Annotated in this window: 21 protein-coding genes; 7 read left to right on the top strand and 14 right to left on the bottom strand. The window is 72.0% G+C overall.

What is annotated here, in order from left to right:
- Positions 1–60: 60 nt before the first annotated feature.
- The gene (sodN, locus tag K8Z49_RS41290; protein WP_024935419.1) at positions 61–462 is read left to right on the top strand and encodes a superoxide dismutase, Ni; all 402 of its coding nucleotides are present in this window, start codon (positions 61–63) and stop codon (positions 460–462) included.
- Positions 463–514: 52 nt separating this feature from the next.
- Here sodN and K8Z49_RS41285 read toward each other — a convergent pair whose 3' ends face one another.
- The 12 genes from K8Z49_RS41285 to K8Z49_RS41230 all read right to left on the bottom strand — a co-directional run bounded on the left by K8Z49_RS41285 (position 515) and on the right by K8Z49_RS41230 (position 14,440).
- Positions 515–985: a GNAT family N-acetyltransferase gene (locus tag K8Z49_RS41285; RefSeq protein ID WP_075022143.1), complete on the bottom strand. Its 471-nt coding sequence runs from the start codon at positions 983–985 to the stop codon at positions 515–517.
- 10 nt (positions 986–995) lie between these two features.
- On the bottom strand, positions 996–2,231 hold the full coding sequence (locus tag K8Z49_RS41280) for an enolase C-terminal domain-like protein (protein WP_412516736.1): 1,236 nt from the start codon (positions 2,229–2,231) through the stop codon (positions 996–998).
- Between the two features lie 17 nt (positions 2,232–2,248).
- Positions 2,249–5,323 (bottom strand): glycoside hydrolase family 38 C-terminal domain-containing protein, encoded by a 3,075-nt coding sequence (locus K8Z49_RS41275; RefSeq protein ID WP_412516735.1) that lies wholly within the window; start codon positions 5,321–5,323, stop codon positions 2,249–2,251.
- 30 nt (positions 5,324–5,353) lie between these two features.
- A complete protein-coding gene (locus tag K8Z49_RS41270) occupies positions 5,354–6,181 on the bottom strand; it encodes a carbohydrate ABC transporter permease (RefSeq protein WP_021596970.1) in 828 nt (275 codons plus the stop codon).
- Positions 6,178–7,101, bottom strand: a complete 924-nt coding sequence (locus K8Z49_RS41265) for a carbohydrate ABC transporter permease (protein WP_244938694.1) — start codon at positions 7,099–7,101, stop codon at positions 6,178–6,180. Before K8Z49_RS41265 ends, K8Z49_RS41270 begins: the two co-directional genes overlap by 4 nt.
- Before the next feature lie 49 nt (positions 7,102–7,150).
- Positions 7,151–8,422, bottom strand: a complete 1,272-nt coding sequence (locus K8Z49_RS41260) for an ABC transporter substrate-binding protein (protein WP_111832300.1) — start codon at positions 8,420–8,422, stop codon at positions 7,151–7,153.
- Between the two features lie 144 nt (positions 8,423–8,566).
- On the bottom strand, positions 8,567–9,283 hold the full coding sequence (locus K8Z49_RS41255) for a FadR/GntR family transcriptional regulator (protein ID WP_021596973.1): 717 nt from the start codon (positions 9,281–9,283) through the stop codon (positions 8,567–8,569).
- 32 nt (positions 9,284–9,315) lie between these two features.
- Positions 9,316–10,269, bottom strand: a complete 954-nt coding sequence (locus K8Z49_RS41250) for an alpha/beta hydrolase (protein ID WP_063747770.1) — start codon at positions 10,267–10,269, stop codon at positions 9,316–9,318.
- A 134-nt stretch (positions 10,270–10,403) separates the two neighbouring features.
- Complete coding sequence (locus tag K8Z49_RS41245; protein WP_412516734.1) at positions 10,404–11,717, bottom strand: DUF4185 domain-containing protein; 1,314 nt, start codon at positions 11,715–11,717, stop codon at positions 10,404–10,406.
- 115 nt (positions 11,718–11,832) lie between these two features.
- Positions 11,833–12,624 (bottom strand): SDR family NAD(P)-dependent oxidoreductase, encoded by a 792-nt coding sequence (locus K8Z49_RS41240; RefSeq protein WP_075022145.1) that lies wholly within the window; start codon positions 12,622–12,624, stop codon positions 11,833–11,835.
- The gene (locus tag K8Z49_RS41235; protein ID WP_075022146.1) at positions 12,621–13,667 is read right to left on the bottom strand and encodes a DUF4432 family protein; all 1,047 of its coding nucleotides are present in this window, start codon (positions 13,665–13,667) and stop codon (positions 12,621–12,623) included. The genes K8Z49_RS41240 and K8Z49_RS41235 overlap by 4 nt, the downstream gene beginning before the upstream one ends.
- On the bottom strand, positions 13,667–14,440 hold the full coding sequence (locus K8Z49_RS41230; RefSeq protein WP_181663322.1) for a phytanoyl-CoA dioxygenase family protein: 774 nt from the start codon (positions 14,438–14,440) through the stop codon (positions 13,667–13,669). Before K8Z49_RS41230 ends, K8Z49_RS41235 begins: the two co-directional genes overlap by 1 nt.
- Positions 14,441–14,532: 92 nt before the next feature.
- Between K8Z49_RS41230 and K8Z49_RS41225 the strand changes: the two genes are divergently transcribed.
- The 3 genes from K8Z49_RS41225 to K8Z49_RS41215 all read left to right on the top strand — a co-directional run bounded on the left by K8Z49_RS41225 (position 14,533) and on the right by K8Z49_RS41215 (position 17,075).
- Positions 14,533–15,471 carry a sugar kinase gene (locus K8Z49_RS41225; RefSeq protein ID WP_412516733.1) on the top strand — a complete coding sequence of 313 codons (939 nt, stop codon included), beginning with the start codon at positions 14,533–14,535 and terminating at the stop codon, positions 15,469–15,471.
- A 351-nt stretch (positions 15,472–15,822) separates the two neighbouring features.
- Positions 15,823–16,251, top strand: a complete 429-nt coding sequence (locus K8Z49_RS41220; RefSeq protein ID WP_024935412.1) for an anti-sigma factor — start codon at positions 15,823–15,825, stop codon at positions 16,249–16,251.
- Between the two features lie 65 nt (positions 16,252–16,316).
- Positions 16,317–17,075 (top strand): RNA polymerase sigma factor SigF, encoded by a 759-nt coding sequence (locus tag K8Z49_RS41215; protein ID WP_024935411.1) that lies wholly within the window; start codon positions 16,317–16,319, stop codon positions 17,073–17,075.
- 62 nt (positions 17,076–17,137) lie between these two features.
- On the opposite strand, the gene K8Z49_RS41210 is transcribed toward K8Z49_RS41215, so the two are convergent.
- Positions 17,138–17,686: a hypothetical protein gene (locus K8Z49_RS41210; RefSeq protein WP_177287756.1), complete on the bottom strand. Its 549-nt coding sequence runs from the start codon at positions 17,684–17,686 to the stop codon at positions 17,138–17,140.
- A gap of 89 nt (positions 17,687–17,775) precedes the next feature.
- Between K8Z49_RS41210 and K8Z49_RS41205 the strand changes: the two genes are divergently transcribed.
- On the top strand, positions 17,776–18,717 hold the full coding sequence (locus tag K8Z49_RS41205) for a diacylglycerol/lipid kinase family protein (protein WP_024935410.1): 942 nt from the start codon (positions 17,776–17,778) through the stop codon (positions 18,715–18,717).
- Positions 18,718–19,009: 292 nt separating this feature from the next.
- Entirely contained in the window at positions 19,010–19,264 is a 255-nt protein-coding gene (locus K8Z49_RS41200) for a WhiB family transcriptional regulator (RefSeq protein ID WP_021598588.1), read from the top strand.
- 60 nt (positions 19,265–19,324) lie between these two features.
- Here the strand turns inward: K8Z49_RS41200 and K8Z49_RS41195 are convergent, their stop codons facing one another.
- Entirely contained in the window at positions 19,325–21,010 is a 1,686-nt protein-coding gene (locus K8Z49_RS41195) for a sensor histidine kinase (protein ID WP_024935409.1), read from the bottom strand.
- A 75-nt stretch (positions 21,011–21,085) separates the two neighbouring features.
- Here K8Z49_RS41195 and K8Z49_RS41190 point away from each other — a divergent pair, with 75 nt between their 5' ends.
- Positions 21,086–22,261: an 8-amino-7-oxononanoate synthase gene (locus K8Z49_RS41190; RefSeq protein WP_412516732.1), complete on the top strand. Its 1,176-nt coding sequence runs from the start codon at positions 21,086–21,088 to the stop codon at positions 22,259–22,261.
- Positions 22,262–22,380: the final 119 nt, after the last annotated feature.

Genomic DNA, 22,380 nt, shown 5'->3' with positions numbered 1-22,380 from the left:
GGGCACAAGAGTAATGTCGGTGACCTGAGCATGATCCGCAACGAGGGAAGGGATTCGCAGGTGTTGCTCAAGCTTCTGCGCCCGAGGACGACGGTCTCCGCGCACTGCGACCTGCCGTGTGGTGTCTACGACCCGGCGCAGGCCCGGATCGAGGCCGAGTCGGTCAAGGCGATCGCCGAGAAGTACGCGGCGAACGAGGACCCCGAGTTCCGCGCCCGGGCGATTCTGATCAAGGAGCAGCGCTCGGAGCTGGTCAAGCACCACCTGTGGGTGCTGTGGACCGACTACTTCAAGCCGCCGCACTTCGAGAAGTACCCCCAGCTCCACCAGCTGTTCAACGAGGCGACCAAGCTGGCCGGGGCCGGCGGCACCAAGGGCAGCATGGACGTCAAGGTGGCCGAGGAGCTGCTCGCCAAGATCAGCGAAATCGACAAGATCTTCTGGGAGACCAAGCAGGGCTGACCTGCACTGGTGACCGCGAGGGCCGTCCGGTTCCGGCGGCCCTCGCGGCATGTCAGGAGCGGGCGGCCTTGGTGAGGGCGTCGCCGGTCAGGCGGTAGACCGTCCACTCGTCCTGGGGGCGGGCGCCGAGGGCTTCGTAGAAGCCGATCGCGGGCGTGTTCCAGTTGAGGACGGCCCATTCGACGCGTTCGTAGCCTCGGTCGTCGGCGATGCGGGTCAGCTCGGTGAGGAGGGCCTTGCCGTGGCCGCCGCCGCGGCACTCGGGGTCGACGAAGAGGTCTTCCAGGTAGATGCCGTGGGTGCCGTTCCAGGTGGAGAACGTGAGGAACCACACGGCGAACCCGACGACCCGTCCGTCGTGTTCGGCGACGTGGGCGAAGACCTTGGGGTCGTCGCCGAAGAGGCGCTCGCGCAGCTGGTCCTCGGTGACCTTCACCTCGTGCAGGGCGCGCTCGTAGTCGGCCAGCTCCCGGATCAGCCGCAGGATGGCCGGGACGTCGTCAGGGGTCGCGTAGCGGATCACAGCAGGCAGGCTAATCGAGCGGCGCCAGTGCCGCGTCCGGGTCGGCCCACCGGTCGTTGGGGACGAGCGGGTACCAGCCCGGCCGGCCCGGGTCGCGGTCGTAGGCGTAGCCGCCCAGCCCCTTGTACAGCTCGGCGTACTCGGCGAGCTTGTCACGATCCAACCGGACGCCTAGGCCGGGGCCGGACGGCACCGCGATCCTGCCGTCCGCGTACCGCATCAGGCCGCCCTCGATCACGTCGTCGGCGAGGTGGTGGTAGTGCGCGTCGGCGGCGTAGGTGAGGTTGGGCAGGACGGCGCCGAGGTGCAGCATGGTGGCGAGCTGGATGCCGAGTTCGCCGGACGAGTGGACGGCGACGCCGATCTGGAACGTCTCGCACACGCCGGCGGCCTTCACGCACGGCCGGATGCCGCCCCAGAACGTGGTGTCGAGCAGGACGACGTCCGCGCTGCGGCGCAGGACGTTGGCGGCGAGCTGCTCGAAGTTGACGACGACGGTGTTGGTGGCGAGGGGGATGTTCACGCGTTCGCGGACGAGCCGGAGCCCCTCCAGGCCGAGGACGGGGTCTTCGAGATAGTCGTTGGGGAGGTCCTCGATCGCCTTCCCGAAGCGGAGGCCCTCCTCCAGTGACAGCACGGAGTTCGGGTCGTAGCGGAACCGGTCGTCGGGGAACGCCGCGGCGAGGGCCTTGTAGCACTCCAGCTCGTGGCCGGGCGGGAAGACGCCGCCTTTCAGCTTGTGGACGGAGAAGCCGTGCGCGTCCTTGAGCGCGCGGGCGTGCTCGACGAGCTGCTCGGGGGTGCGGACCTCGGTGGAACCGCCGGCGCCCGGGTAGCGGTAGAAGAGGTAGGACGCGAACGGGACCGAGTCGCGGATGCGGCCGCCGAGCAGGTCGTGCACCGGGACGCCGAGGTGCTGCCCGACGAGGTCGAGGCAGGCGAACTCGATGGCGGCGAGCATCTGGGTGCGGTTGTTGTAGAGGCTCGCCGTCGGGTTGGCGATCTTGAAGCGGAGCGTCTCCAGCGCGAACGGGTCGTGCCCCTCCAGGTGCGGGGCGAGGGCCTCGAACGCGGCCTCGGCGCTCTGCCCGCCGCCGCCCATCTCGCCGAGCCCGACGAGGCCGTTGTCGGCCTCGACCTCCACGATCGTCCGGACGAAGCGGCCCCAGTGGGCGCCGTTGCTGTGCAGGAGCGGCGCCTCCAGCGGCACGGTGACCGTGGTGGCGCGGATGCCTGTGATCTTCATGTGTCCCCGATCCGTGGTCAACGCCGAACCGTGACGGTGGCGACGCCGCACGCGGGCAGCCGTACCGTCATCGTGCCGTCCCGGACGGGCAGGTCCGCCGGGTCGCGCTCCAGGCCGCCGCTCAGCCGCGCGCTGGTCACGCCGGGCATGTGCAGGTCCGTCTCGACCGCGCCGGACGCGAGCGACTGGAGCCGGACGGCCAGGCCGTCGCCGTCGCGGGCGCGCCCGACGGAGGTGACGAGGACGTCCGGGTCATCGACGCGCAGGAACGTCCCGGACGCGGCCGGGGACGCGGTGCCGGTGGCGAGGGTGGCGACGAACGGGTCGGTGAGGCCGGCGGCGGTGCGGGCGCCGAGCCGGCGGCCGGACCCGGCGGCCGCCGACGCGAACGCGTACCGGAAGGTGGTCTCGCCCTGCTGCTGGGACGGGAAGTTGGTGTCCCAGATGTTGTTCAGGGCCCAGGAGTAGACGGTGCCGTCCTCGTTGTCGAGGGTCGGCGGGAACGGCGCGTAGGGCATGTGGATGGAGCCGAACTGGACGAGCGGCGCCTCCAGCGTCGCCCACGCGACGGTGATGTCGGGGTCCTCGAACGCGACCCAGTGCCGGATGGGCCGCATGTGCTCGGCCGATCCCGGCACGCTCGGGACGGCGGTGCCGCCGACGCCGCCGGTGAGCTCCCAGGCTGCGGGCGGCCCGTCCACGGCGAACGGGAACGCGAAGAACACCGCCTCCTTGACCGCGGTCGGCTGCTTGCCGAGCTGGTAGCGGACGTCCACACGCGGCACGCCCGCGTACAGGTCGATCGTGGTGCGCAGCCAGTCGACGCCCTTGCCGTGCAGTTCGACGACGAGGCGTTCACCGGCCGGGGTGCGCTCGCACCTGGTGACCGTCGCGTGGGTGGCGATGGCCCGGTCGCCGAGCATCGTCTTGTCGTGGACGAGCATGTGCCCGGACATGTGGTTGAAGTGCGGCGCGGTCGCGTACCGGTCGTAGACGTACTGGCCGAACCCGGCGGCGGCGTCGGCGTTCACGAGCTCGCGGCCGGTCGTCTTGTCGAAGACCGAGCCGATGTGGCCTTCCTTGAGGTCGTAGGTCACGCGGTAGAACTCGTTCTCGATCGTCCCCTCGATGCCGAGGTCGACGGGCTCGGGCGCCCGCTCCGCCGATCGGACGACGTCGACGCGGACGTGCCCGTGGCCGGGGACGTCCGGCAGCACCGCCTCCAGGTGGCGGCCGATGGGGCGGGTCGGCCACTCGTCGGGGTCGACCTCCTCCTCGCGGTGCGGGACGGGCTCGCCGGTGCGGGCGTCCACGAGCGTGATCGGGACGTCCACGGCGACGACGTCGCGGGGCAGGAACGCGCGGGCGACGTCGGTGCGGGCGGCCGTGCCCGGGTTGACGACGAGGAAGGAGGCGAGCGCGTCCGGTGCCGCTCCGAAGGTGTCGCCGAGCCGCCGCGCGCCGGCCTGGAGCAGGTCGAGCGCGTCGTCGTGGGCCTGGTAGCCGACCTGGGACTTGCGGGTCCACTGGAGGCCGCCCGAGTCGGTGCCCTCCTCGGCGTCCTCCCACGGGTTGGCGGCGCCCCAGGTGTGCTCGTCGAACAGGGCGGCCAGGTCGTAGGCGTGGTCGATGGCCTCCGGCGCGCCGGTCCGGTCGCCGCCGCGCTCGTCGGCGAGGGCGTGCAGGGTCTCGGCGGACCGCAGGATGTTCTGCGCCCGCCGGACGTAGCCGAGCGGGCGGGCGCCGGAGCCGAGGCCGTCGGCCCACCAGTCGGTCCAGTCGCCCTCGTGGACCTGGAGCCGGTCGCCGTGGTGCTCCTCGACGTAGTCGAAGAAGTCGGCGTTGGTGGCCATCCGCAGCCGCGGGTAGGCCCATGTCGCGTTCCACCGGTGCGCGATGTCGGCGGGGACGATGGACGGCCCGGCGTTGTCGGCGTGGGCGCCCTGGACGCGCAGGTGGACGGCGTCCAGGAAGTCGGGGTCCTTGGCGGCGCCGACCTGGCCGGGCGCGGCGTACCAGCCGAAGGTGCCGGGCCCGTAGGGGTAGGGGCGGTCGGCGAGGGAGCCGAGGTAGCGGGGCAGCAGGTCCTCGGCGAGGTCATAGCCGTCGACGAGGCCGACGGTGTTGCCCTCCATGTAGGCCATGCCGTGGGGGGTGTCGGTGAACCAGACCAGCAGCTCGCCGCCGCCCGGGGACCGCCAGCGGAAGGGCCGGGCGAGCCGGTCGCCACCCGTGATGTACGGGACGGACCGCCCCGCCCAGTTGTGCGCGGCGGCGAGGTACCGAACGCCTGCCGCGTTGAGGGCGTCGACCGTCCCGGCGACCGCGCCGGGGATGTCGGTGTGCATGGCGGACCGGACCTCGATGCCGTACTTGTGCCGCAGGTCCTCGACGAAGCGGAGCTGCCGGTACAGCTCCTCCGTCGAGCACGCCTCCGTGTGCAGCTGCATCGGGAACGCGGTGACCTCGATGTTCCCCGCCCGGACCCGCTCGGTGAACTCGGCGACCTGGTCGTCGGAACGGGTCGCGAGCCAGCGCAGCGCCGGCATCGACGACTCGACCGACCAGCGGAACCGCGCGTCGTCCGGCCACCCGTCGGTCTCCCGCGCCAGCCGCAGCGCCGCGTCCAGGTAGTCGAGGTGGTGGCGCAGGACGGTGCCCTGCGTGTCGGTGTAGCCGATGTCGAGGTGCGAGTGGTGGACGACGAAGACGTTCCACTTGCGCTGCGGGGTGATGTCGAGGGGGGCGGCGCCGACGAGGCCGTCCGCGTCCCGGACCTCCAGGGTGACGCGGCGCGTCCCGTCCACCTCGGGGACGAGCAGCGTCAGCGTCTCGCCCTCCCCCGTCGCGGACGCCAGCACGGCGTCGCCGTCCTTGAGGGCGACGTCGACCCGCCCGCCGCCGGACAGGGTCAGCCGGACGGCCTGCCGCAGCGCGCCGTCCCCGTCCCGCTTGAACAGCGGCAGCACGGCGGCGCGGACGGACAGCCCGCGCACGGCGAGCACCTCGGCGGACGTGTCCTCGCGCAGCGCGGCGCGGATCCCGTCATAGTCGGGCGAACCGAGGCTCGCCTGAAGCAGACGACTCGTCATTTCTAATGGGTGCTCTTTCTGTGGGGAGCGTCAGAACTGGGCGAGGGTGAGGCCGCGGGTGAACAGGCGTTGGGTGGCGAGGAACAGGACGACGGTCGGGAGCGAGACGACCAGGCCGGCCGCCAGGGCGATCGGAACGGGGGTTCCGGCGTAGACGTCGGTGGTCAGCGCGGACAGCTCGGCCCACACCGGCCGGACGGTCTCCGACTGGGAGAGCGTCAGGCCGAACAGCAGGTCGTTCCAGACGAAGGTGAACTCCAGGATGAACACGGCGGCGAGGGCCGCCGCCGACAGCGGCAGGTAGATCCGCCAGAAGATCCGGAACGTGGACGCGCCGTCCAGCCGCGCCGCCTCGAAGATCGACACGGCGACGTTGCCGAAGAAGTTGCGCATCACCAGCGCCGCCAGCGGCACGTTGATCGCCGAGTAGACGACGATCAGCCCGAGCTGGTTGTCGTAGAGCGACACCTTGCTGTAGCCGACGAACAGCGGGACGAGCAGCATCTGGAACGGCACGACGGTCCCGGCGAAGATCACGATGAACCAGGCGAAGCCGTGCCTGAGCCGCAGCACCACGATCGCGTATCCGGCGAGCGCGCCCATGAGGACGGCGAGCGCGGGCGAGACGACGCTGTAGAGCAGGGTGCTGAGCAGCGTGTCGCCGACGGCCGTCCGGTCCCACGCCTCGGCGATGTTGCCGAACAGGCCGATCGAGGACGGCGGCTTCACGGCGTCCGACGGGTCGTAGTCGCCGGCCGGGCGCAGCGCGTTCGCGACGATCAGGTACGTGGGGAACAGCCACACGACCCCCAGCACCGCCAGCACGAGCCGTCTGGCGTTGAGCGTCAGCCGGTTCACCGGGCCTCCTCCCTGCCGACTTGCCGCCGCAGGTACACGTACGACGCCAGGCCGGTGATCGTGGTGAGCAGCACCGCGACCGCCGAGCCGTAGCCGTACTCGTTGGCGACGAAGACGTCCCGGTACATGGTCACGGCGAGGGTCTCGGACGACCGGCCGGGCCCGCCCTGCGTCATCACCCACACGATGTCGAAGTTCTTCAGCCCGGCGACGAGCGCGAGGCCGAGCACGACCGTGGTGATCGGGCGCATCAGCGGCCAGATGACGTGCCGGAACATCGCCCATCCGGACGCGCCGTCGATGCGGGCGGCCTCGATCGGGCCCCTCGGGATCGACTGCAGGCCGACGACGAACAGCAGCATGTTGACGCCGAGCTGCTGCCACGCCCACACGACGATCATGGCGATGGTGTTGCGCGGGCCGTCCTGGAGGAACGCGGTGTCGCCGCCGGGCATCCCGAGGAACGTGAGGATCTGGTTCGCCATCCCGTCCGGCTGCAGGATGAAGCCCCAGATCACGCCGAGGCCGGCGCCCGACATCGCGTACGGCAGCAGGAACGGCAGCCGGAACCAGGCACCGCCCTTGAGGTCGTAGGACAGAACGGCGACGAGCAGCCCGAGCCCCACCGGCAGCACGACGGTGCCGACGACCCACAGCAGCGTGTTGCGGATCGACGTGACGAGCGCGTCGTCCTCGATGAGGCGCCGGTAGTTGTCCAGCCCCGTGAACTCGGGGGACGCGAGCCCGTCGTAGCTGGTGAAGCTCAGGTACGCCGTCCACAGGAACGGCAGGTAGAGCAGGACGGCGACGAACAGCACCGCCGGCGAGACGTAGACGTGCCGGAACCGGCCGTGCAGGGCGAACGCCTTCCCGGGCCGGTCGCCGCGCCCGCCGCGGCGACCGGTGCCCGAGGCCTTCACCACCGTGAGCCTCGGACGTTCGGCAGTGGCCTTGTGCGACATGGAGGGGTCAGCTTCCGGCCTTGTGGTTCTTCCAGTAGTCCTCGTTCGCCTTCTGGATGGTCTTGAGGACGTCCATGTAGGTCTCCGGCTTGTTGAGGAACTTGTCGAACCCGCTGAGCGCCTCGGTGAGGACGGGCGCCGGCGCGGCCTCGAAGTAGCGCAGGACGAGCCGGTTCCCGCCCGACGCGGCCTCCTTGGTGACCTTGTCCAGCTCGGGGTCGGCGACCTTCACCTTCGGGTTGCCGGACACGTCGCCGCGGGCGTTCGCCCACTTCTCCTGCGCGGTGGGCGTGATCCACCACTTGAGGTACTTGGTGCTGGCGTCCGGGTCGGGCGCCTTGCGCAGCGAGCACAGCGGGCCGCTCTCGAACACCAGCGACCGCTTCGGCAGTGCCGGGTTCACGTTGGGGATGAAGAAGAACCCGTAGTCCTCGCCCTGCTTGAGGCCGCGCTGGGTCATGCTCGTGTTGAACCACGTGCCGTTGATGACCATGGCGGCCTTGCCCGACTTGAAGTGGTCGGCGGGGTCGGCCTTGTCGCCCGGCTCGGTGAAGTAGCCGGCGTCGATCATCGACTTCCAGCGCTCCATGACCTTCACGACGCCGGGGTCGGTGTAGGACGCCTGGCCCTTCGACAGCCGCTCGTACAGGTCGGGGTCGGTGCCGGCGAGGATCTGCTCGAACCAGGCGAAGGAGAACAGCGACGTCGGCGTCGTCTGGTGGAAGGGCACCTGGCCCTTCGACTTCAGCGTCTGCGCGGTCTTCTCCAGCTCCGCCCACGTCGTCGGCGGCTTCAGGTCGTACTCGGCGAAGATCTTCTTGTTGTAGAACATCCCCCAGTACGCGGTGTTCAGCGGGACGCAGTACTGCTTGCCGCCGACCGTGTAGTAGGTCTTCAGGTCCTCGGTGAGGTCGCCGCTCTTGATGGCGTCCCGCCAGATCGCGGTGGTCTCGGCGACCTGGTTCTGCTTGACGATCTCCTCAAGGCGCCCGCCGGTCGTCCAGGTGAACAGGTCGGGCTTGACCTTGGTGCGGAACGAGGTCTTGATGAACGCCGTGTAGGTCGGCTCGTCGGTGTAGCCGACGGGCGTCATGCCGAGCCCGGTCTGCTGCTTGCCGAGGGCGGCCATCTGCTCGAAGAAGGGCTTCCAGGCGCCCTTGTCGTTGTACAGCTTGAGCTCGGACTTGCTCCCGCCGGAGTCGCCGGACCCGCAGCCGGCGGCGAGCAGCAGCGCGCTCACGGTGAGCGCGGTCGCCCGCAGTCGCGTGGACGGCACCATGGTGGCCTCCTTCATCGGGCGTCGTCGCCCGATCGGGGTGTCGAAGGATGTCGAAGGATGTCGAGGATCAGGAATCGGCTGGGTCGGGGAAAAGGGTGAACCGGCCGCGCGGCCTGTGGCCGGGCGGCGGGGGGGCGGCTCGGCTCAGGTGAGCCGCTGCTCGATCACGTGTTTGATGTCGGCGAGGTGCGACCGCATGAGGGACTCGGCCTCCTCCTCGGCGCCCGCCTCGATGGCGGCGAGGATCGCGGTGTGCTCCTCGAAGTCGCGGACGCGGTCGTCGAAGATCCGCTGTATCTCGCGCTGCTCGGACGCGTGCACGGTCAGCAGCGAGTCGATGACCTCGCAGAGGACGGAGTTGCCCGCGACCCCGGCGACCTCGCGGTGGAAGGTCATGTTGGTCTTGTGCAGGCGCGCCTCGGCGTCGCGCGCCTGCGCCCCCTGCGCGTCGCCGAGGTCCGCGCCCGCCCGGTCGAGGATGGCGCGGAGCAGGTCGACGTCGGCGGGGCCGGACAGCCGGGCGGCGCGGCCGGCCAGCGGCGGCTCGATGAGCAGCCGGGCGTCCAGCAGCTGGAGCAGCCGGTCGGCCTCCAGCTCCCCGACGTTGGGGTTGGGGATCACCACCCGTTCGAGGTCGGCGCCCACGTAGATCCCGGAGCCGTGCCGGAGCTGGATCGCCCCGGTCGCCTCCAGCCGGCGCAGGGCCTCGCGCAGCGTCGGGGTGGTCACCGCGAAGCGCTGCGACAGCTCGCGCGCCGACGGCAGCCGGTCGCCGGGGCGCAGGCCGTCCGACCTGATCAGCTCCAGCATCCGCTCCGTGAGCGCGTCCGCCAGGCTCGGCCGGGCCACATCCTGGGACATCGACACCTCGTTCCGCCAAGAAGTAAAGTCATCTAATCACTTAGCGACTGGGCTGTCCAGCCTCCGGTGAGACATCTCCGCAGGACGGCGCGCTCCTCCTCGAACGCGAGCCGTCCCAGCCGCGCCGACATGATGCCGTCGAAACCGTGGCAGGCGCCCGGCACATGGTGAAGCTCAGTGGGGACGCCCGCGCCGATCAGGCGGTGCGCGTGGGTGAGCCCCTCGTCCCGCAGCGGGTCGTACTCGGGCACCAGCACGTAGGCCCGCGGCAGGCCCGACAGGTCCTCGGCCCGCGCGGGCGCCGCGTAGGCCGGGACGGCCGTCCGGCCGCCCAGGTAGTGGCGCCACATGTGCTCGACGTCGGTGCGGTTGAACAGCGGCGGCCGGGTGAACGTCCGCATCGACGGGGTGTCCATCCGGTCGTCCAGGACGGGGTAGAGCAGCATCTGGAAGACGAGCGGGGGGCCGCCCTCGTCCCGCGCCCGCAGCGCCACGGCCGCGGCCAGCGCGCCGCCCGCGCTGCCGCCGCCCACCGCGACGCGCTCCGGGTCGCCGCCGAACTCGCCCGCGTGCTCGTGCGCCCACACCGTGGCCGCGTAGCAGTCGTCGAACCCCGCCGGGAACGGATGCTCGGGCGCGAGCCGGTAGCCGGCGGACACGACCGCGATGCCGTCCTCTGCGGCGAACGTCACGCACCGCTCGTGCTCGTTGTCGAGGGACCCGGTGACGAACCCGCCGCCGTGGAAGTAGACGAGCACGGGCACGGGACCGGACGCCTCACGCGGCCGGTACACGCGCACCGGGACCGGCGGCGCACCGGGCGGCCCCGGGATCGTCCTGTCCTGGATGTGCACGCCGTCGTCGTCGGCCGGACGGGACAGGGCGGAGACCAGGTCGCGCATGGCGGCGCGCGCCTTGAGCGGATCCTCCAGGCCGACGTAGGGCATGCCGGCGACCGCGGCGGCCAGTTCGGCGTCCAGGGTCATGGTCCGGACCTCCTGCTGTCGTGGACGCTGTGTCGTGGACGGGGACGCGCCCCCGGGCGGGAGGTCCCGGGGGCGCGTGGGAAGCGGTACCGCCGTGGACGGAACGGCGATTCCGCTGCTTCAGGGCCTCCCCGTCAGCCGGAGACCGGGAGGTTGATGTAACGCGCCCGGTAGATGGTCACGTCGCGGTAGTTGTCGTTCGCCGGGCCCTTGGTGGCGTCCAGGCTGTTGACGTTGTACGAGATCACCAGGTTGCCGCCGGACGACAGCGACGCGTGCTGGTGCGCGTTGTAGGTGAAGACGTCCGGGTCGCCGTAGGAGCCGAACGGCCCGGTCTCGGGCGTCCGGTAGACGGTCTGCTCACCGGTGAACGGGCCGTCCGCCGAGCACGACAGCAGGACGTCGATCTCGGCGCCGAACGCGATGCTCGCGTCCTGGTTGACCATCACGTAGTGCGAGCCGCGCCTGGCGACGCTGAACTCGTTCGACACGCCGCTCATCAGCCGCGCCGAGGCCATCTCCGAGGTGGACCAGCCGCCGGCCGTCCGGTACTCCCACGCCCCGCGCAGGTCGGTGCCGTCCACGCGGGCGATGTGCAGGTACTTGGTGTTCACCTGCGTGTCGGGATCGGTGTAGTCCTCGGTGCCGTAGATGTAGGTGTGGCCGCCGTCCCGGAGCAGCGCCGACCCCCACTGGACGCCGGACGCCGACGGCATCGCCTTCACCTGGGTCGGCGCGGACAGGTTGCCGGCGGAGAAGCGGGCGAGGACGTTGTCCTTGAACTTCATGTCCCACCCGGTGCCGTTGTTCGGGTCCGGGTCGTAGTACTCGCGGTAGAGCTGCTGCACCTCCGAGCCGCTCTGGGTGAGGTCGCCCGCCCAGTACCAGTGGGCCGCCTGCGCGGGCGGCATGACCGCCTTCGGGGCGGCTGCCGTCCCGCCGTGCACGGTGGTGAGCGCGCCGCCCGTCCCCTGGACGACGAACGAGTTGTTGAGGAACGGGGTCGTCCCGCCCTCCTCGATCACGACCGGGCGGGAGCCGTCGGCGTTGACCCGGCCGAGGAAGGTGTCGGAGTAGGCGTAGACGATGCGCCCGTCCGACAGCTTCAGCGAGTACGTGGTGTCGGCGCCGGTCCAGTCGTCGAGGAGGGCGTTGCTGTTGCCGTAGGACGTGAACTTGCCGTTGAGCGCGGCGTTCTGCGTGGCGGTGCCGAACGTCGGCGGGGCGTGCCCGGAACAGGTGGGCGCGTCCGCCTCGGCCGCGTGGCCCTTGCCCCGGGCCTTTTCATGGCCGGCGCCATAGCTGGGGCCGTGCCCGTGGGTGTCGGCCGCCGCCGGGACGGCGGGGGCGGCGAGGAGCAGCGCGGAAGCGAGGGCGGCGGCGCGCGACCACCTCCGGGCGTGAAGGCGAGAGGGCCGTTCGGTTGACGAGGGACGGGACTCCTGCATGGAAACCTCCGCGAGCACGCGGCGAACCTGACGGATGGGGTGGGCGGTTCGCACGGGGCTCGTGCGTCCCACATCATGAGTCATCAAATGACTTGTTGTCTAGATCTTTTCCGGTCTAGGTCTCGGGAAGTGCGGCCGGGTTCCGCGCCAGCAGGCCCCCGTCCACGCGGTGCTCGGCGCCGGTCACGAAGGACGACCGCGGCCCGGCGAGGAACGCCACCACCTCCGCGACCTCGTCCGCCGTCGCGACGCGCCCCAGCGGATGGGCCCGCCCCCATTCCTCGACCTGCGCGTCCTGCCCCTTCTCCCCGCGGAACAGGTCGGCGGCCCAGCGCAGCATCGGCGTGTCCACCGACCCCGGGCAGACCACGTTCGCGCGGATGCCGTCGGCGGCGTGGTCGAGCGCCATCGCCCGCGTCAGCGCGTTGATCGCGGCCTTGCTCGCGCTGTAGGCGGCGACCCGGTCCTGGGACACGAACGCCTGCACCGACGACATCGTGACGATCGTCCCGCCGCCCCTCCGGCGCAGCTCGGGCACCGCCGCGCGGCAGGCGAGGAAGACGCCCTTCACGTTGACGCCGAGCACCTCGTCCCACAGCTCCTCGGACGTCTCCTCGACCGTCCCGTACCGCTGCACGCCCGCGCACGTCACCAGCACGTCGAGGCCCCCGTACCGGGACACGGCGTCCGCGACCAGCCCGTCCATCGCCGCCGCGGCCGTCACGTCGGCGACGGTCCCGGCGACCTCCAGACCGTCCGCGCGCAGTTCACGCTCCGCCCGCCCAACGTCACCAAGCCCGCAGAACACGACCGAGGCCCCATCGCGTGCGAGCCGTTCCACCACGGCCCGGCCGATCCCGAGGGACCCGCCGGTCACCACCGCGACCTTGCCTTCGAACTCCGTCATAGCTCCCCTCCGATGACCCCCGCGCGCAGCCACAGGCTCCGCCGGGCATGCGGTCCGAGCCTGAGCGCGCTCCCGTTGGCCGCCGCGGCGGCCAGCCCGTCCGTCGGATACCCGGCGAACGGCTCCAGGCCCACCACGTAGGCGCGGCCCCACCACGGATGCCCGCTGGTCGCGCCGAGCTCCTGCCACAGCCACAGGTGCGGCAGGACGGCCACGTCCCAGCGCACCCGCATGCCGAGGCCGTCCGGGTCGACGACCTCGTAGCGCCCCTCCTCCAGGCCGGTGACGTAGACGATGTCGCTCGGCGCACCACGGTCCGGGACGACACCGAGGTCGACGGTCCCGCCCCCGTCCGCCGGCACGTGCGGCCACGCGTACGGCCCGCCGGCCCGGACCCGCCGCCCGCCCGGCGCGATCGCCGTCTCGTGCGGGACGACCCGGGCGCCGTCCGGCAGCCTGATCCGGTGCCCGGGACGCAGGAAGGGCGCGCCGAACACGATGTGGTGCCCCCACATCGCGTCCAGCGGCACCCCCGACTCGTTGACCAGCTCCTCCTCGACGACCAACTCCGCCTCGCCGGACCGCAGCCGGAACGTCTTGGCCACCCGCAGCGGCATCCGCCGCGCCCGCACGGTCAGCCGGGCCGCCACCTCCCCGGCGTCGTCGGCCACGACGGCGACGTCCCACGGCAGCCCCGCCACCTCGCCGTGCTGCGCGAACGCGGCGCCCCGGTAGGTGCTGGGCGCGCCGCCGTTCGGCAGCACCTCCTGCCAGCCGCCCTCGTAGGAGTCGAGGAACAGGGCGGTGTCGTCGGCCGCTCCCCCGGCCACGTCGCGCGGGTCGCGCGGCCCGTCCGGCGACAGCCACACGAAGTCCATGTCGCGCGGCTTGTAGCAGAACTCCGCGACGTCGCCGCCCTTGCCCGCGAGGACGGTCACCCGCAGCAGCTCGTTCTCCAGCACCACCGCGTCGATGCCGGCCCAGGCGGTCTCGTGGACGCGAGCGCCCCAGTTCCGGGACGGCCGGTGCCTGCGGGCGCCCATCAGCTCCAGTTCTCCGCGCCGCTGAAGGCGAAGTGCTCCCCGGGGACGTAGGCGGGCCGCGGTTGGTACTCGTTCACACCCGGCTCGCCGCGCAGCAGCAGCGCGGACGGCCACGGCGACGGCTCCTCGGTGATCCTGGTCGAGGTCGGGATGTACCGGATGGTCAGCCCGCAGCGCCGGTAGGGCGAGTCGTTGGCGTTGCTGCCGTGCATGATGTTCGGGTGGTGGACCTCGACGTCGCCGGGTTCGAGGACCAGGTCCACGGCCCGCGACTCGTCGACGCCGGCCGCGCTCTCCACGCCGAAGACGGCCCCGGCGTCCTCGCGCTCGCGGACCTCGTGCAGGTCCTCCTTGTGACTGCCGGGGATGACGCGCAGACAGCCGTTCTCCGGCGTCGAGCGGTCGACGGCCAGCCACAGCGTCACCACGCGCATCGGATCGAGCGGCCAGAACGCGCCGTCCTGGTGCCAGAGAACGGCCTTGCCCGTGTAGGGCGGCTTGGAGATGTAGGCGGACGCGAACAGCGCGATGTCGGGGCCGATGAACCGCTCGGCCACGTCGAGCAGCCGATCATCGGACACGAGCCGGACCCAGAACGGGTCCTTGGCGACCAGCTCCGTGGACAGATCCTCGCCGCTCCGCTCGGGATACCGCCGCTGCAACCACCGGACGTGCTGGTCCGCCTCGGCGATCAGCGCGGGGTCCAGCACGTTCTCGAAGATCGCGTACCCGTCCTCGTCATAGCCTCGCATCGGGTCCTCGTGCATGGGCATCCCTTCTCCGTGAAGCGCGACATTCCGAAGTCTTAGTCATCAGATGACTTGCTGTCTAGATGTATCGTCGCCCGGGACAGAGAGGAATCGCCGTGCGCACCCTGGACAGTCCGCGTCCCCGTCCCGCCCGCATCGCCCTGATCGGCGAGTGCATGGTCGAGCTCAGCCACGTCTCCGCGGACCGGCTCGCGCTCGGCTACGCCGGTGACGTCTTCAACACCGCCGCGTACCTGGCCAGGAGCGCGTCCCCCGGCACCGCCGACGTCCAGTTCGTCACGCTCGTCGGCGACGACCCGTACAGCACCCAGATGAGGGCCGCGTGGGCGGCCCACGGAGTCGGCTCCGACCACACCCGCGCCGTCCCCGGCGGCCGGGCAGGCCTCTACCTCATCCGCACCGACGCAGACGGCGAGCGGACGTTCCACTACTACCGCTCCCAATCAGCGGCCCGAGGGCTCTTCGGCCCCGCCCACCCCCTGGAACTCGACGAAGCCATCGCGGCCCACGACCTCGTCTACCTCTCCGGCATCACCCTCTCGATCCTGCCCCCCGAAGCCCGCGGGCGCCTGCTGACCGTCCTGGACGAGACCCGCCGGCGCGGCGGCCTGGTCGCCTTCGACGGCAACTACCGCCCGGCGGGCTGGCCGTCCCCCGAAGCCGCCGCGTCCGCCATGCGGGCCGTCCTGGCCCGCACCGACGTGGCCCTGCCCACCCTCACCGACGACCGCGCCGTCTTCGGCGACGAGACCCCCACCGACGCCATCAAACGCCTCCGCGAAGCCGGCGTAACCGAGATCGCCGTCAAGCTGGGCGCCCAGGGCAGCGTGATCGCCGACCCCACCACCGAGGAACACGTCCCCGCCCTCCCCGCCGTAAAGGTGATCGACACCACCGCCGCCGGCGACGCCTACAACGGCGCCTACCTGGCCTCCCGCCTGTCAGGAACGTCCCGCCGCAAAGCCGCCGAAGAAGCAACCACCCTGGCCGCCAAGGTAATAACCCACCGAGGAGCCCTACTCCCGACCACCTGACCGGAACGGACGCACCACCAGCACCCCCCGTTCCGCACGAACCCCAACCACCACCGCTACCCCGCAACAACCCCAATGGTTGCGATCGCGTCCGAAGGCAGGTTCAAGCGAAGCGAGAACCTGATCGCGAAGCGAGCCGCAAGGCGAGTCGGAGCGATGCAGCGATCGCCCGCAGTGCCCGACGATGGAGGGCCGCCAGGCCCGAAGGAGGAGGGCACTGCAATAAACACAGGAGGGCGCCCAGCGCCCGAAGGAGGAGAGAAATGCCAGCAAACACCGCGCCGGAGTCTCGTAGCACGTCGTCTAGGCGGTAGTTTCGAAGGCAGCGGGACCATCCTGCGAGGGAGTGACGTGACCGAGGAAACCGCTGCAATGCCGGCAAGTACGAAGCTGTCCGTCCGCGACGTGGTGACGGTGAGGCTGCCCGCCGCGAGCGCCTACCTGTCCGTGCTGCGGACCGCTACCGCGGGGCTGGCGGCCAGGCTGGACTTCACGCTGGACGAGATAGAGGACCTGCGCATCGCCGTCGACGAGGCGTGCGCGATGCTGCTCGCGCAGGCGGTGCCAGGTACGGATCTGACCTGCGAGTTCGAGTTGACCGGTGACGCGATGCGGATCTCCGTGTCGGTCCTCACGGTGGACGGCGAGGAGCCCAGCCGCGACACGTTCGCCTGGACCGTCCTGTCGTCGCTCGCCGGTGAGGTCGACGCCCGGGTGGGCGCCGACGACCGGGTCACGGTGACACTGCAGAAGCGGCGCGGTGCGGCGGGGGCCCCGTGACGGAGAAGACGACCACGGAGCAGACGACCGTCGCCGGCGCGAGTACCGAGCGGTCGGAGAGCGCCGTGCCCGACCGGGCGCGGGCGCGCGCCCTGTTCGAGCGGCTCACCGAGCTCCCGGAGGGCGACCCGGAGCGCCAGCGCATCCGCGACCAACTCGTGGAGCTGCACCTGCCGCTGGTGGAGTACCTCGCCCGCCGGTTCCGCAACAGGGGCGAATGGCTGGACGACCTGATCCAGGTCGCCACCATCGGCCTGATCAAGTCGATCGACCGGTTCGACCTGGAGCGCGGTGTGGAGTTCTCCACCTACGCCACGCCCACGATCGTCGGTGAGATCAAGCGGCACTTCCGCGACAAGGGCTGGGCGGTGCGGGTCCCGCGCCGGCTCCAGGAGCTGAAGCTGTCGCTGACGAAGGCGATCAGCGATCTCGCCCAGCGCGAGGGCCGCGCGCCGACGGTCAGCGAGCTGGCCGCGCACCTGCAGATGAGCGAGGAGGAGGTGCTGGAGGGCCTGGAGTCGGCGAACGCCTACTCCACGGTGTCCCTCGACGCCCCCGACTCCGGCGACGAGGACGCCCCCGCGGTGGCCGACTCGCTCGGCATGGTGGACGAGTCGCTGGAGGGCGTGGAGTACCGCGAGTCCCTCAAGCCACTGCTGGAGAAGCTTCCGGCGCGCGAGAAGAAGATCCTGCTGCTGCGGTTCTTCGGCAACATGACGCAGTCGCAGATCGCCGCCGAGCTCGGCATCTCCCAGATGCACGTGTCCCGGCTGCTCGCCCGCACGCTGGCGCAGCTCCGGGAGGGCCTGACCGCCGACGAGTGAGGGCGGGCGAGGAACGTCACGAGGGCCCCGGAGCGTTCTCCGGGGCCCTCGGCCGTTTCCGGTCAGTCCTTGGTGGGCTGCTCTTTCAGGCGGTCCTTGAGGCGCTGCCCGAGGGAGCGCGGCTCCTTCGCGTCCGTCTCGTCCGCGGCGGGCGCCTTCCCCGCCTTCGACGCGGTGGCCGGGACGGCGGGCTCACCGCCCTCTCCGTCCTTCTCCTCGTCCCCGTCCTCGTCGTGGTCGTAGACGAGCCAGGCGGTGCTCGGCGGGCTGAGGACGGCGATCAGCGCGAGGACGGCGACGACCGCCATCGGGAGCGCGATCGCGGGACGGTCGCTCTGCCACAGCGACCAGGCGATCGGCAGCGCGAACAGCTGGGTCAGCACCGTGGGGGCGCGGCTCCACTGGTCGGCGCGCAGCAGGCCGCGGGCGCACGCCAGCATGCCGAGCCCGCCGGCGAGCGCGAGGACGGTGACCCCGATCGCGCTGGCCGGGTCGACGGCGGCTCCGACGGCGGTCTCGACGCCGGTGAAGACCCCGAAGCCGGCGGCGGCGAGCCCCTCCGCGGCCTCGAGGGCGGCGGCGGCCCGCACGGTGAAGGGACGCTTGGTCACACCCCGAAACCCTACTCGCACCCGGCCGCGGCCCGTCCCGGAGGGAAAGGGCCGCCGAACGCGTCCGGAACGATCGATACCCTGGCGCCGTGCGCGCTGTGCTCATCGCCAACCCCAAGGCGACCTCCACCTCCCGGCGGGCCCGCGACATCCTGATGCGGGCCTTCACCGGCGACCTCGACCTCGTCCTCGCCGAGACCGGCCACCGCGGCCACGCGACCGAACTGGCCCGGCAGGCCGCGGTGGACGGCTACGACGTCGTGATCGCGCTCGGCGGCGACGGGACGGTCAACGAGGCGGTGAACGGGCTGCTCGCCGAGGGGCCGTCCCCGGACCTGCCGGCGCTGGCGGTGCTGCCGTCCGGGAGCGCGAACGTGTTCGCCCGCGCGCTCGGCCTGCCCGACGACCCGATCGGCTCGACGAAGGCGGTGCTGGAGGCGCTGCGGGCCGGGCGGCACCGGACGGTCGGGCTCGGCACGGCCCGCCACCCGGGCGGCACCGAGCGGTACTTCACGTTCTGCGCGGGGGTGGGGCTCGACGCGGAGGTCGTCCGGGAGGTGGAGCGGCGGCGCGCGGCCGGGGTCCGGGCCGACCCGTCGCTGTACGTGCGCACGGCCGTCCGCCATTTCTTCTCCGGCACCGACCGGCGGCGTCCCGCGCTGACTTTGGAGCAGCCGGGCCGCCCGCCGAAATCGGGGCTGTTCCTGGCGTTCATCTCCAATACGTCGCCGTGGACTTTCATGGGCCGGCTGCCGGTGAATCCGAGTCCGAAGGCGAACTTCTCTCGAGGCCTGGACGTGTTCGGGATGCGTTCCCTGGAGGTGGGCCCGACGGTCGGGGCGCTGGCCCAGATGCTGACCGCGCGGCACCGCCCCGTGCAGGGTAGGCAGGTGGTGAACGTGCACGACGCGGCGGAGGTCACCCTGTGCGCCGACCGCCCGGTGGCCTTCCAACTCGACGGCGACTACCTCGGCGAGCACAGGAGCGTGACGTTCCGATCGGTCCCGAAGGCGATCCGCATCGTCATTTGAGGACGGCGGCGTCGCAAGGTGAGAGCCAAGTAACACGGTCGTCCCGCGTATGTGACACATGCGACACCCATACTTTGAGAATCCTTTCTCAAAGGTCTTGCGCCGTCCGGTACCCCCTGACACGCTCGAAGTGCGCCGATCGACAGAGGGCCCCAACGCCGTAGGTCCCCTGCTCGCAGCGCCGCCGAACAACCACCCCTGGACCTGGCCACCGCCACCCCGGGCGTTCGCGACATGTGAAACCGTTCACAAGTGTGGTGTGTCTCCACCACCTGACGAAGGAGTGGACCGCATGGACTGGCGCCACCGCGCAGCCTGCCGTGACGTGGACCCCGAGCTGTTCTTCCCCATCGGCAACACCGGGCCCGCGATCCTGCAGATCGAGGAGGCCAAGCAGGTGTGCCGGCGTTGCGACGTCAGCGACGCCTGCCTCCGCTGGGCGCTGGAGTCCGGCCAGGACTCGGGCGTCTGGGGCGGCATGGGCGAGGACGAGCGCCGCGCCCTGAAGCGCCGGGCGTCCCGCGCGCGCACCCGCGCCCGCATCTGAACTTCCTGTTCCAAGCGCAGTAACGGCTCGCGCCGTACTGATGACATCGGCCCCGGCCCCTCAGTTCCGGCCGGGGCCGTGGTGATGGTCCAGGGGGATGTCGACGACGACCTCGGTGCCGCCGCCGGGGCGCGGGCGGAAGTCGAGACGGCCGCCGAGCTCCCCGACGATCAGCGTCCGGACGATCTGCAGGCCCAGGCTGTTGCTGCTCTCCACGTCGAAGTCCTCCGGCAGCCCCACGCCGTCGTCGGCGACGATCGTCACGAGGCGCCGCCCCACCGGGGGCGCGTCGCCGGACGCCCGGGGCCCGTCGCCGCCGGTGGTCCGGGGCTCGTCCGCGCCGGGCGCGGGCCACTCGCCCCAGACCGGGACGCCGCCCGGGTCGCGGGGCGTCTCGCCCTCGCCGTAGCGGTGCGCGACGACCTCCAGCGTCCCGAACCGGTGGGTGAGCCCGTGTTCGAGGGCGTTCTGCAGCAGCTCGGTGAGCGCCATCGCCAGCGGGGTCGCGACCTCGGCGGGCAGGACGCCGAAGCTGCCGGTGCGCTTCGGCGCCACCTTCGTCTCCGGCGTGGACACCTCCCCCGCCATCGTGATCACCCGGTCGGCGATGTCGTCGAAGTCGATCAGCTCGTCGGGGGTGTGCGACAGCGTCTCGTGCACGATCGCGATGGACCCCACGCGCCGGACGGCCTCGTCCAGCGCGGCCCGCCCCTCCGGGATGCGCAGCCGGCGGGCCTGCAGCCGCAGCAGCGCGGCGACCGTCTGCAGGTTGTTCTTCACCCGGTGGTGGATCTCCCGGATGGTGGCGTCCTTGGTCATCAGCTCCCGGTCCCGCCACCGCAGCTCGGTGACGTCCCGGCACAGCACCACCGCGCCGATCCGCGTCCCGCCGACGACCAGCGGGATCGTCCGCAGCTGCATGACCGACCCGCGCGACTCGACCTCCACCTCGCGCGGCGCCCGGCCGGACAGCACGACGCTGAGCGCCTCCTCCATCGGCTCGCCGGTGTCGCACAGGTCGGCGGTGACCTGCCCGAGCGCCTCGCCGACCAGGTCCGCGGGGAAGCCGAGCCGCCGGTACGCCGACTGCGCGTTCGGGCTCGCGTAGGTGACCTTTCCGGCCCGGTCCAGCCGCATCAGCCCGTCACCGACGCGCGGCGAGCGGACCAGGTTCGGCTCCTCGCCCGGCACCGGGAACCGCCCCTCGGAGATCATCGTGGCGAGGTCGCTGGCGCTCTGCAGGTAGGTCAGCTCCAGCCGGGACGGCGTGCGCGCCGAGCTGAGGTTCGTGCTGCGCTGGATCACCCCGAGCACCTTGGCGCCGCGCCGGACCGGGATCGACTCCTCCCGGACCGGGATGCCGCTGCCCCACTCCGGGTCGCCCTCCCGCACGATCCGGCGCTCCCGCCACGCGACGTCGATCAGCTTGCGCCGCTCCGTCCGGACGACCTTGCCGACGAGGTCCTCCGGGTAGGCGGTCGGGCCGGTCGTCGGGCGCATCTGCGCGATCGCCACCCAGCCGGGGACGACCTCCCCGGTGTCGAGGGCGGGCCGCTTGCCGCGGCCGGGACGCGACGTCCCGTCGGCGGGCAGCGCGTCCGCCGACCGCAGCGGCACCCACAGCAGCAGGTCCGCGAACGACAGGTCGGCCAGCAGCTGCCAGTCCGAGACCAGCGCGTGCAGCCACTCCAGATCGGTGTCGGTCAGATCGGTGTGATCGCGGACCAGATCGGTCAAGGTAGGCACGCGACCATCATCGCCCATCGTTCCTGGTGCGGGGGCGGGTGCCCCGCGCCCCGCGCGACCTGGCAGGATCCACGCATGACCGCAGGAGCAGACCCCCTGGCGCGGCTCCGGGACGCGGCCGCGCGGCGCGCCGAAGCCGGGCTGCGCCGCACGCTGCGCCCCCGCCCCCGCCCCCGCCCCGACGGGCTCACCGACCTGGCGTCCAACGACTACCTGGGCCTCGCCGGCGACCCCCGGCTGGCCGAGGGCGCGGCGGCCGCCGCCCGCGCGTGGGGCACCGGCTCCACCGGATCGCGCCTGGTCACCGGGACGACCGAGCTGCACGCCGAGCTGGACCGCCGGCTCGCCGCGTTCACCGGGAGCGCCGCCGGCCTGGTGTTCTCCTCCGGCTTCCTGGCCAACCTCGGCGCCGTCACCGCCCTCGCCGGCCCCGGCACGCTCGTGCTGTCCGACCAGGTCAACCACGCCTCGATCGTGGACGCGTGCCGGCTGTCGCGGGCCCGCGTCGTGATCGTCCCGCACCGGGACACCGCCGCCGTCGAGCAGGCCCTCGCCGAGCGCGAGGAGGACGACGCCCTCGTGGTCACCGACGCGGTGTTCTCCGTGGACGGCGACCTGGCCCCGCTGGCCGCCCTGCACGCGGCCGTCCGGGCGCACGGCGCGCTGCTCGTGATCGACGAGGCGCACGCGCTCGGCGTCGTCGGCGACGGCGGCCGGGGCGCCGCGCACGCGGCCGGGCTCGCCGGCGAACCCGACGTGGTCCTCACCCTCACCCTGTCCAAGTCGCTCGGCTCCCAGGGCGGCGCGGTGCTCGGCGCCCCGGAGGTGATCGACACGCTCGTCGACACCGGGCGGTCGTTCATCTTCGACACCGGGCTGAACCCGCCGGCCGCCGGCGCCGCGCTCGCCGCGCTGGACGTCCTCGAATCCGAGCCGGGGCTGCCGGGCCGCGCGCGCGACCGCGCGATCCGGCTGGCGGAGCTCGCGGCCGGTTCCGGCCTGGAGACCACCGACCCGGCCGCGGCCGTGGTCCCGGTGTTCCTGGGCGAGCCGCAGGCCGCCGTCCGGGCCGCCGCGATCTGCGCTGAGCACGGTCTCCGCGTCGGATGCTTCCGTCCGCCGTCCGTCCCGAAGGGCCGCGCGTGCCTCCGCCTCACCGCCCGCGCCACCCTCGGCGAGGCCGACCTCACACGCCTCCGGGCGGCCCTGGCCGAAGTGGCGTGTTCTACCGCCCGTAGTCTTCACACATAACATCGGGAGAACCCGTGATGAACGTGAGGAGATGCCGTGACGGAGGTCAGGGGCGGGCCCCGGCACGGGGGCGGATTCGAGCACGGGTACGACCGGACGTCGCTCGGCGACCTCGGTAA

It is taken from the genome of Actinomadura madurae (assembly GCF_047130825.1).
Taxonomy (GTDB): domain Bacteria; phylum Actinomycetota; class Actinomycetes; order Streptosporangiales; family Streptosporangiaceae; genus Spirillospora; species Spirillospora madurae.
The sequence above is the reverse complement of the archived record's forward strand: the minus strand, read 5'-3'. Positions and strand labels throughout refer to the sequence as shown.

Excerpts from the sequence above, each read along its gene's own strand:
- K8Z49_RS41255 (WP_021596973.1), bottom strand. The coding sequence starts at position 9,283 with ATGTCCCAGGATGTGGCCCGGCCGAGCCTGGCGGACGCGCTCACGGAG.
- K8Z49_RS41275 (WP_412516735.1), bottom strand. The coding sequence starts at position 5,323 with ATGACGAGTCGTCTGCTTCAGGCGAGCCTCGGTTCGCCCGACTATGAC.
- K8Z49_RS41260 (WP_111832300.1), bottom strand. The coding sequence starts at position 8,422 with ATGGTGCCGTCCACGCGACTGCGGGCGACCGCGCTCACCGTGAGCGCG.
- K8Z49_RS41230 (WP_181663322.1), bottom strand. The coding sequence starts at position 14,440 with ATGCCCATGCACGAGGACCCGATGCGAGGCTATGACGAGGACGGGTAC.
- K8Z49_RS41250 (WP_063747770.1), bottom strand. The coding sequence starts at position 10,269 with ATGACCCTGGACGCCGAACTGGCCGCCGCGGTCGCCGGCATGCCCTAC.
- K8Z49_RS41240 (WP_075022145.1), bottom strand. The coding sequence starts at position 12,624 with ATGACGGAGTTCGAAGGCAAGGTCGCGGTGGTGACCGGCGGGTCCCTC.
- K8Z49_RS41280 (WP_412516736.1), bottom strand. The coding sequence starts at position 2,231 with ATGAAGATCACAGGCATCCGCGCCACCACGGTCACCGTGCCGCTGGAG.
- K8Z49_RS41200 (WP_021598588.1), top strand. The coding sequence starts at position 19,010 with ATGGACTGGCGCCACCGCGCAGCCTGCCGTGACGTGGACCCCGAGCTG.
- K8Z49_RS41190 (WP_412516732.1), top strand. The coding sequence starts at position 21,086 with ATGACCGCAGGAGCAGACCCCCTGGCGCGGCTCCGGGACGCGGCCGCG.
- K8Z49_RS41245 (WP_412516734.1), bottom strand. The coding sequence starts at position 11,717 with ATGCAGGAGTCCCGTCCCTCGTCAACCGAACGGCCCTCTCGCCTTCAC.
- K8Z49_RS41235 (WP_075022146.1), bottom strand. The coding sequence starts at position 13,667 with ATGGGCGCCCGCAGGCACCGGCCGTCCCGGAACTGGGGCGCTCGCGTC.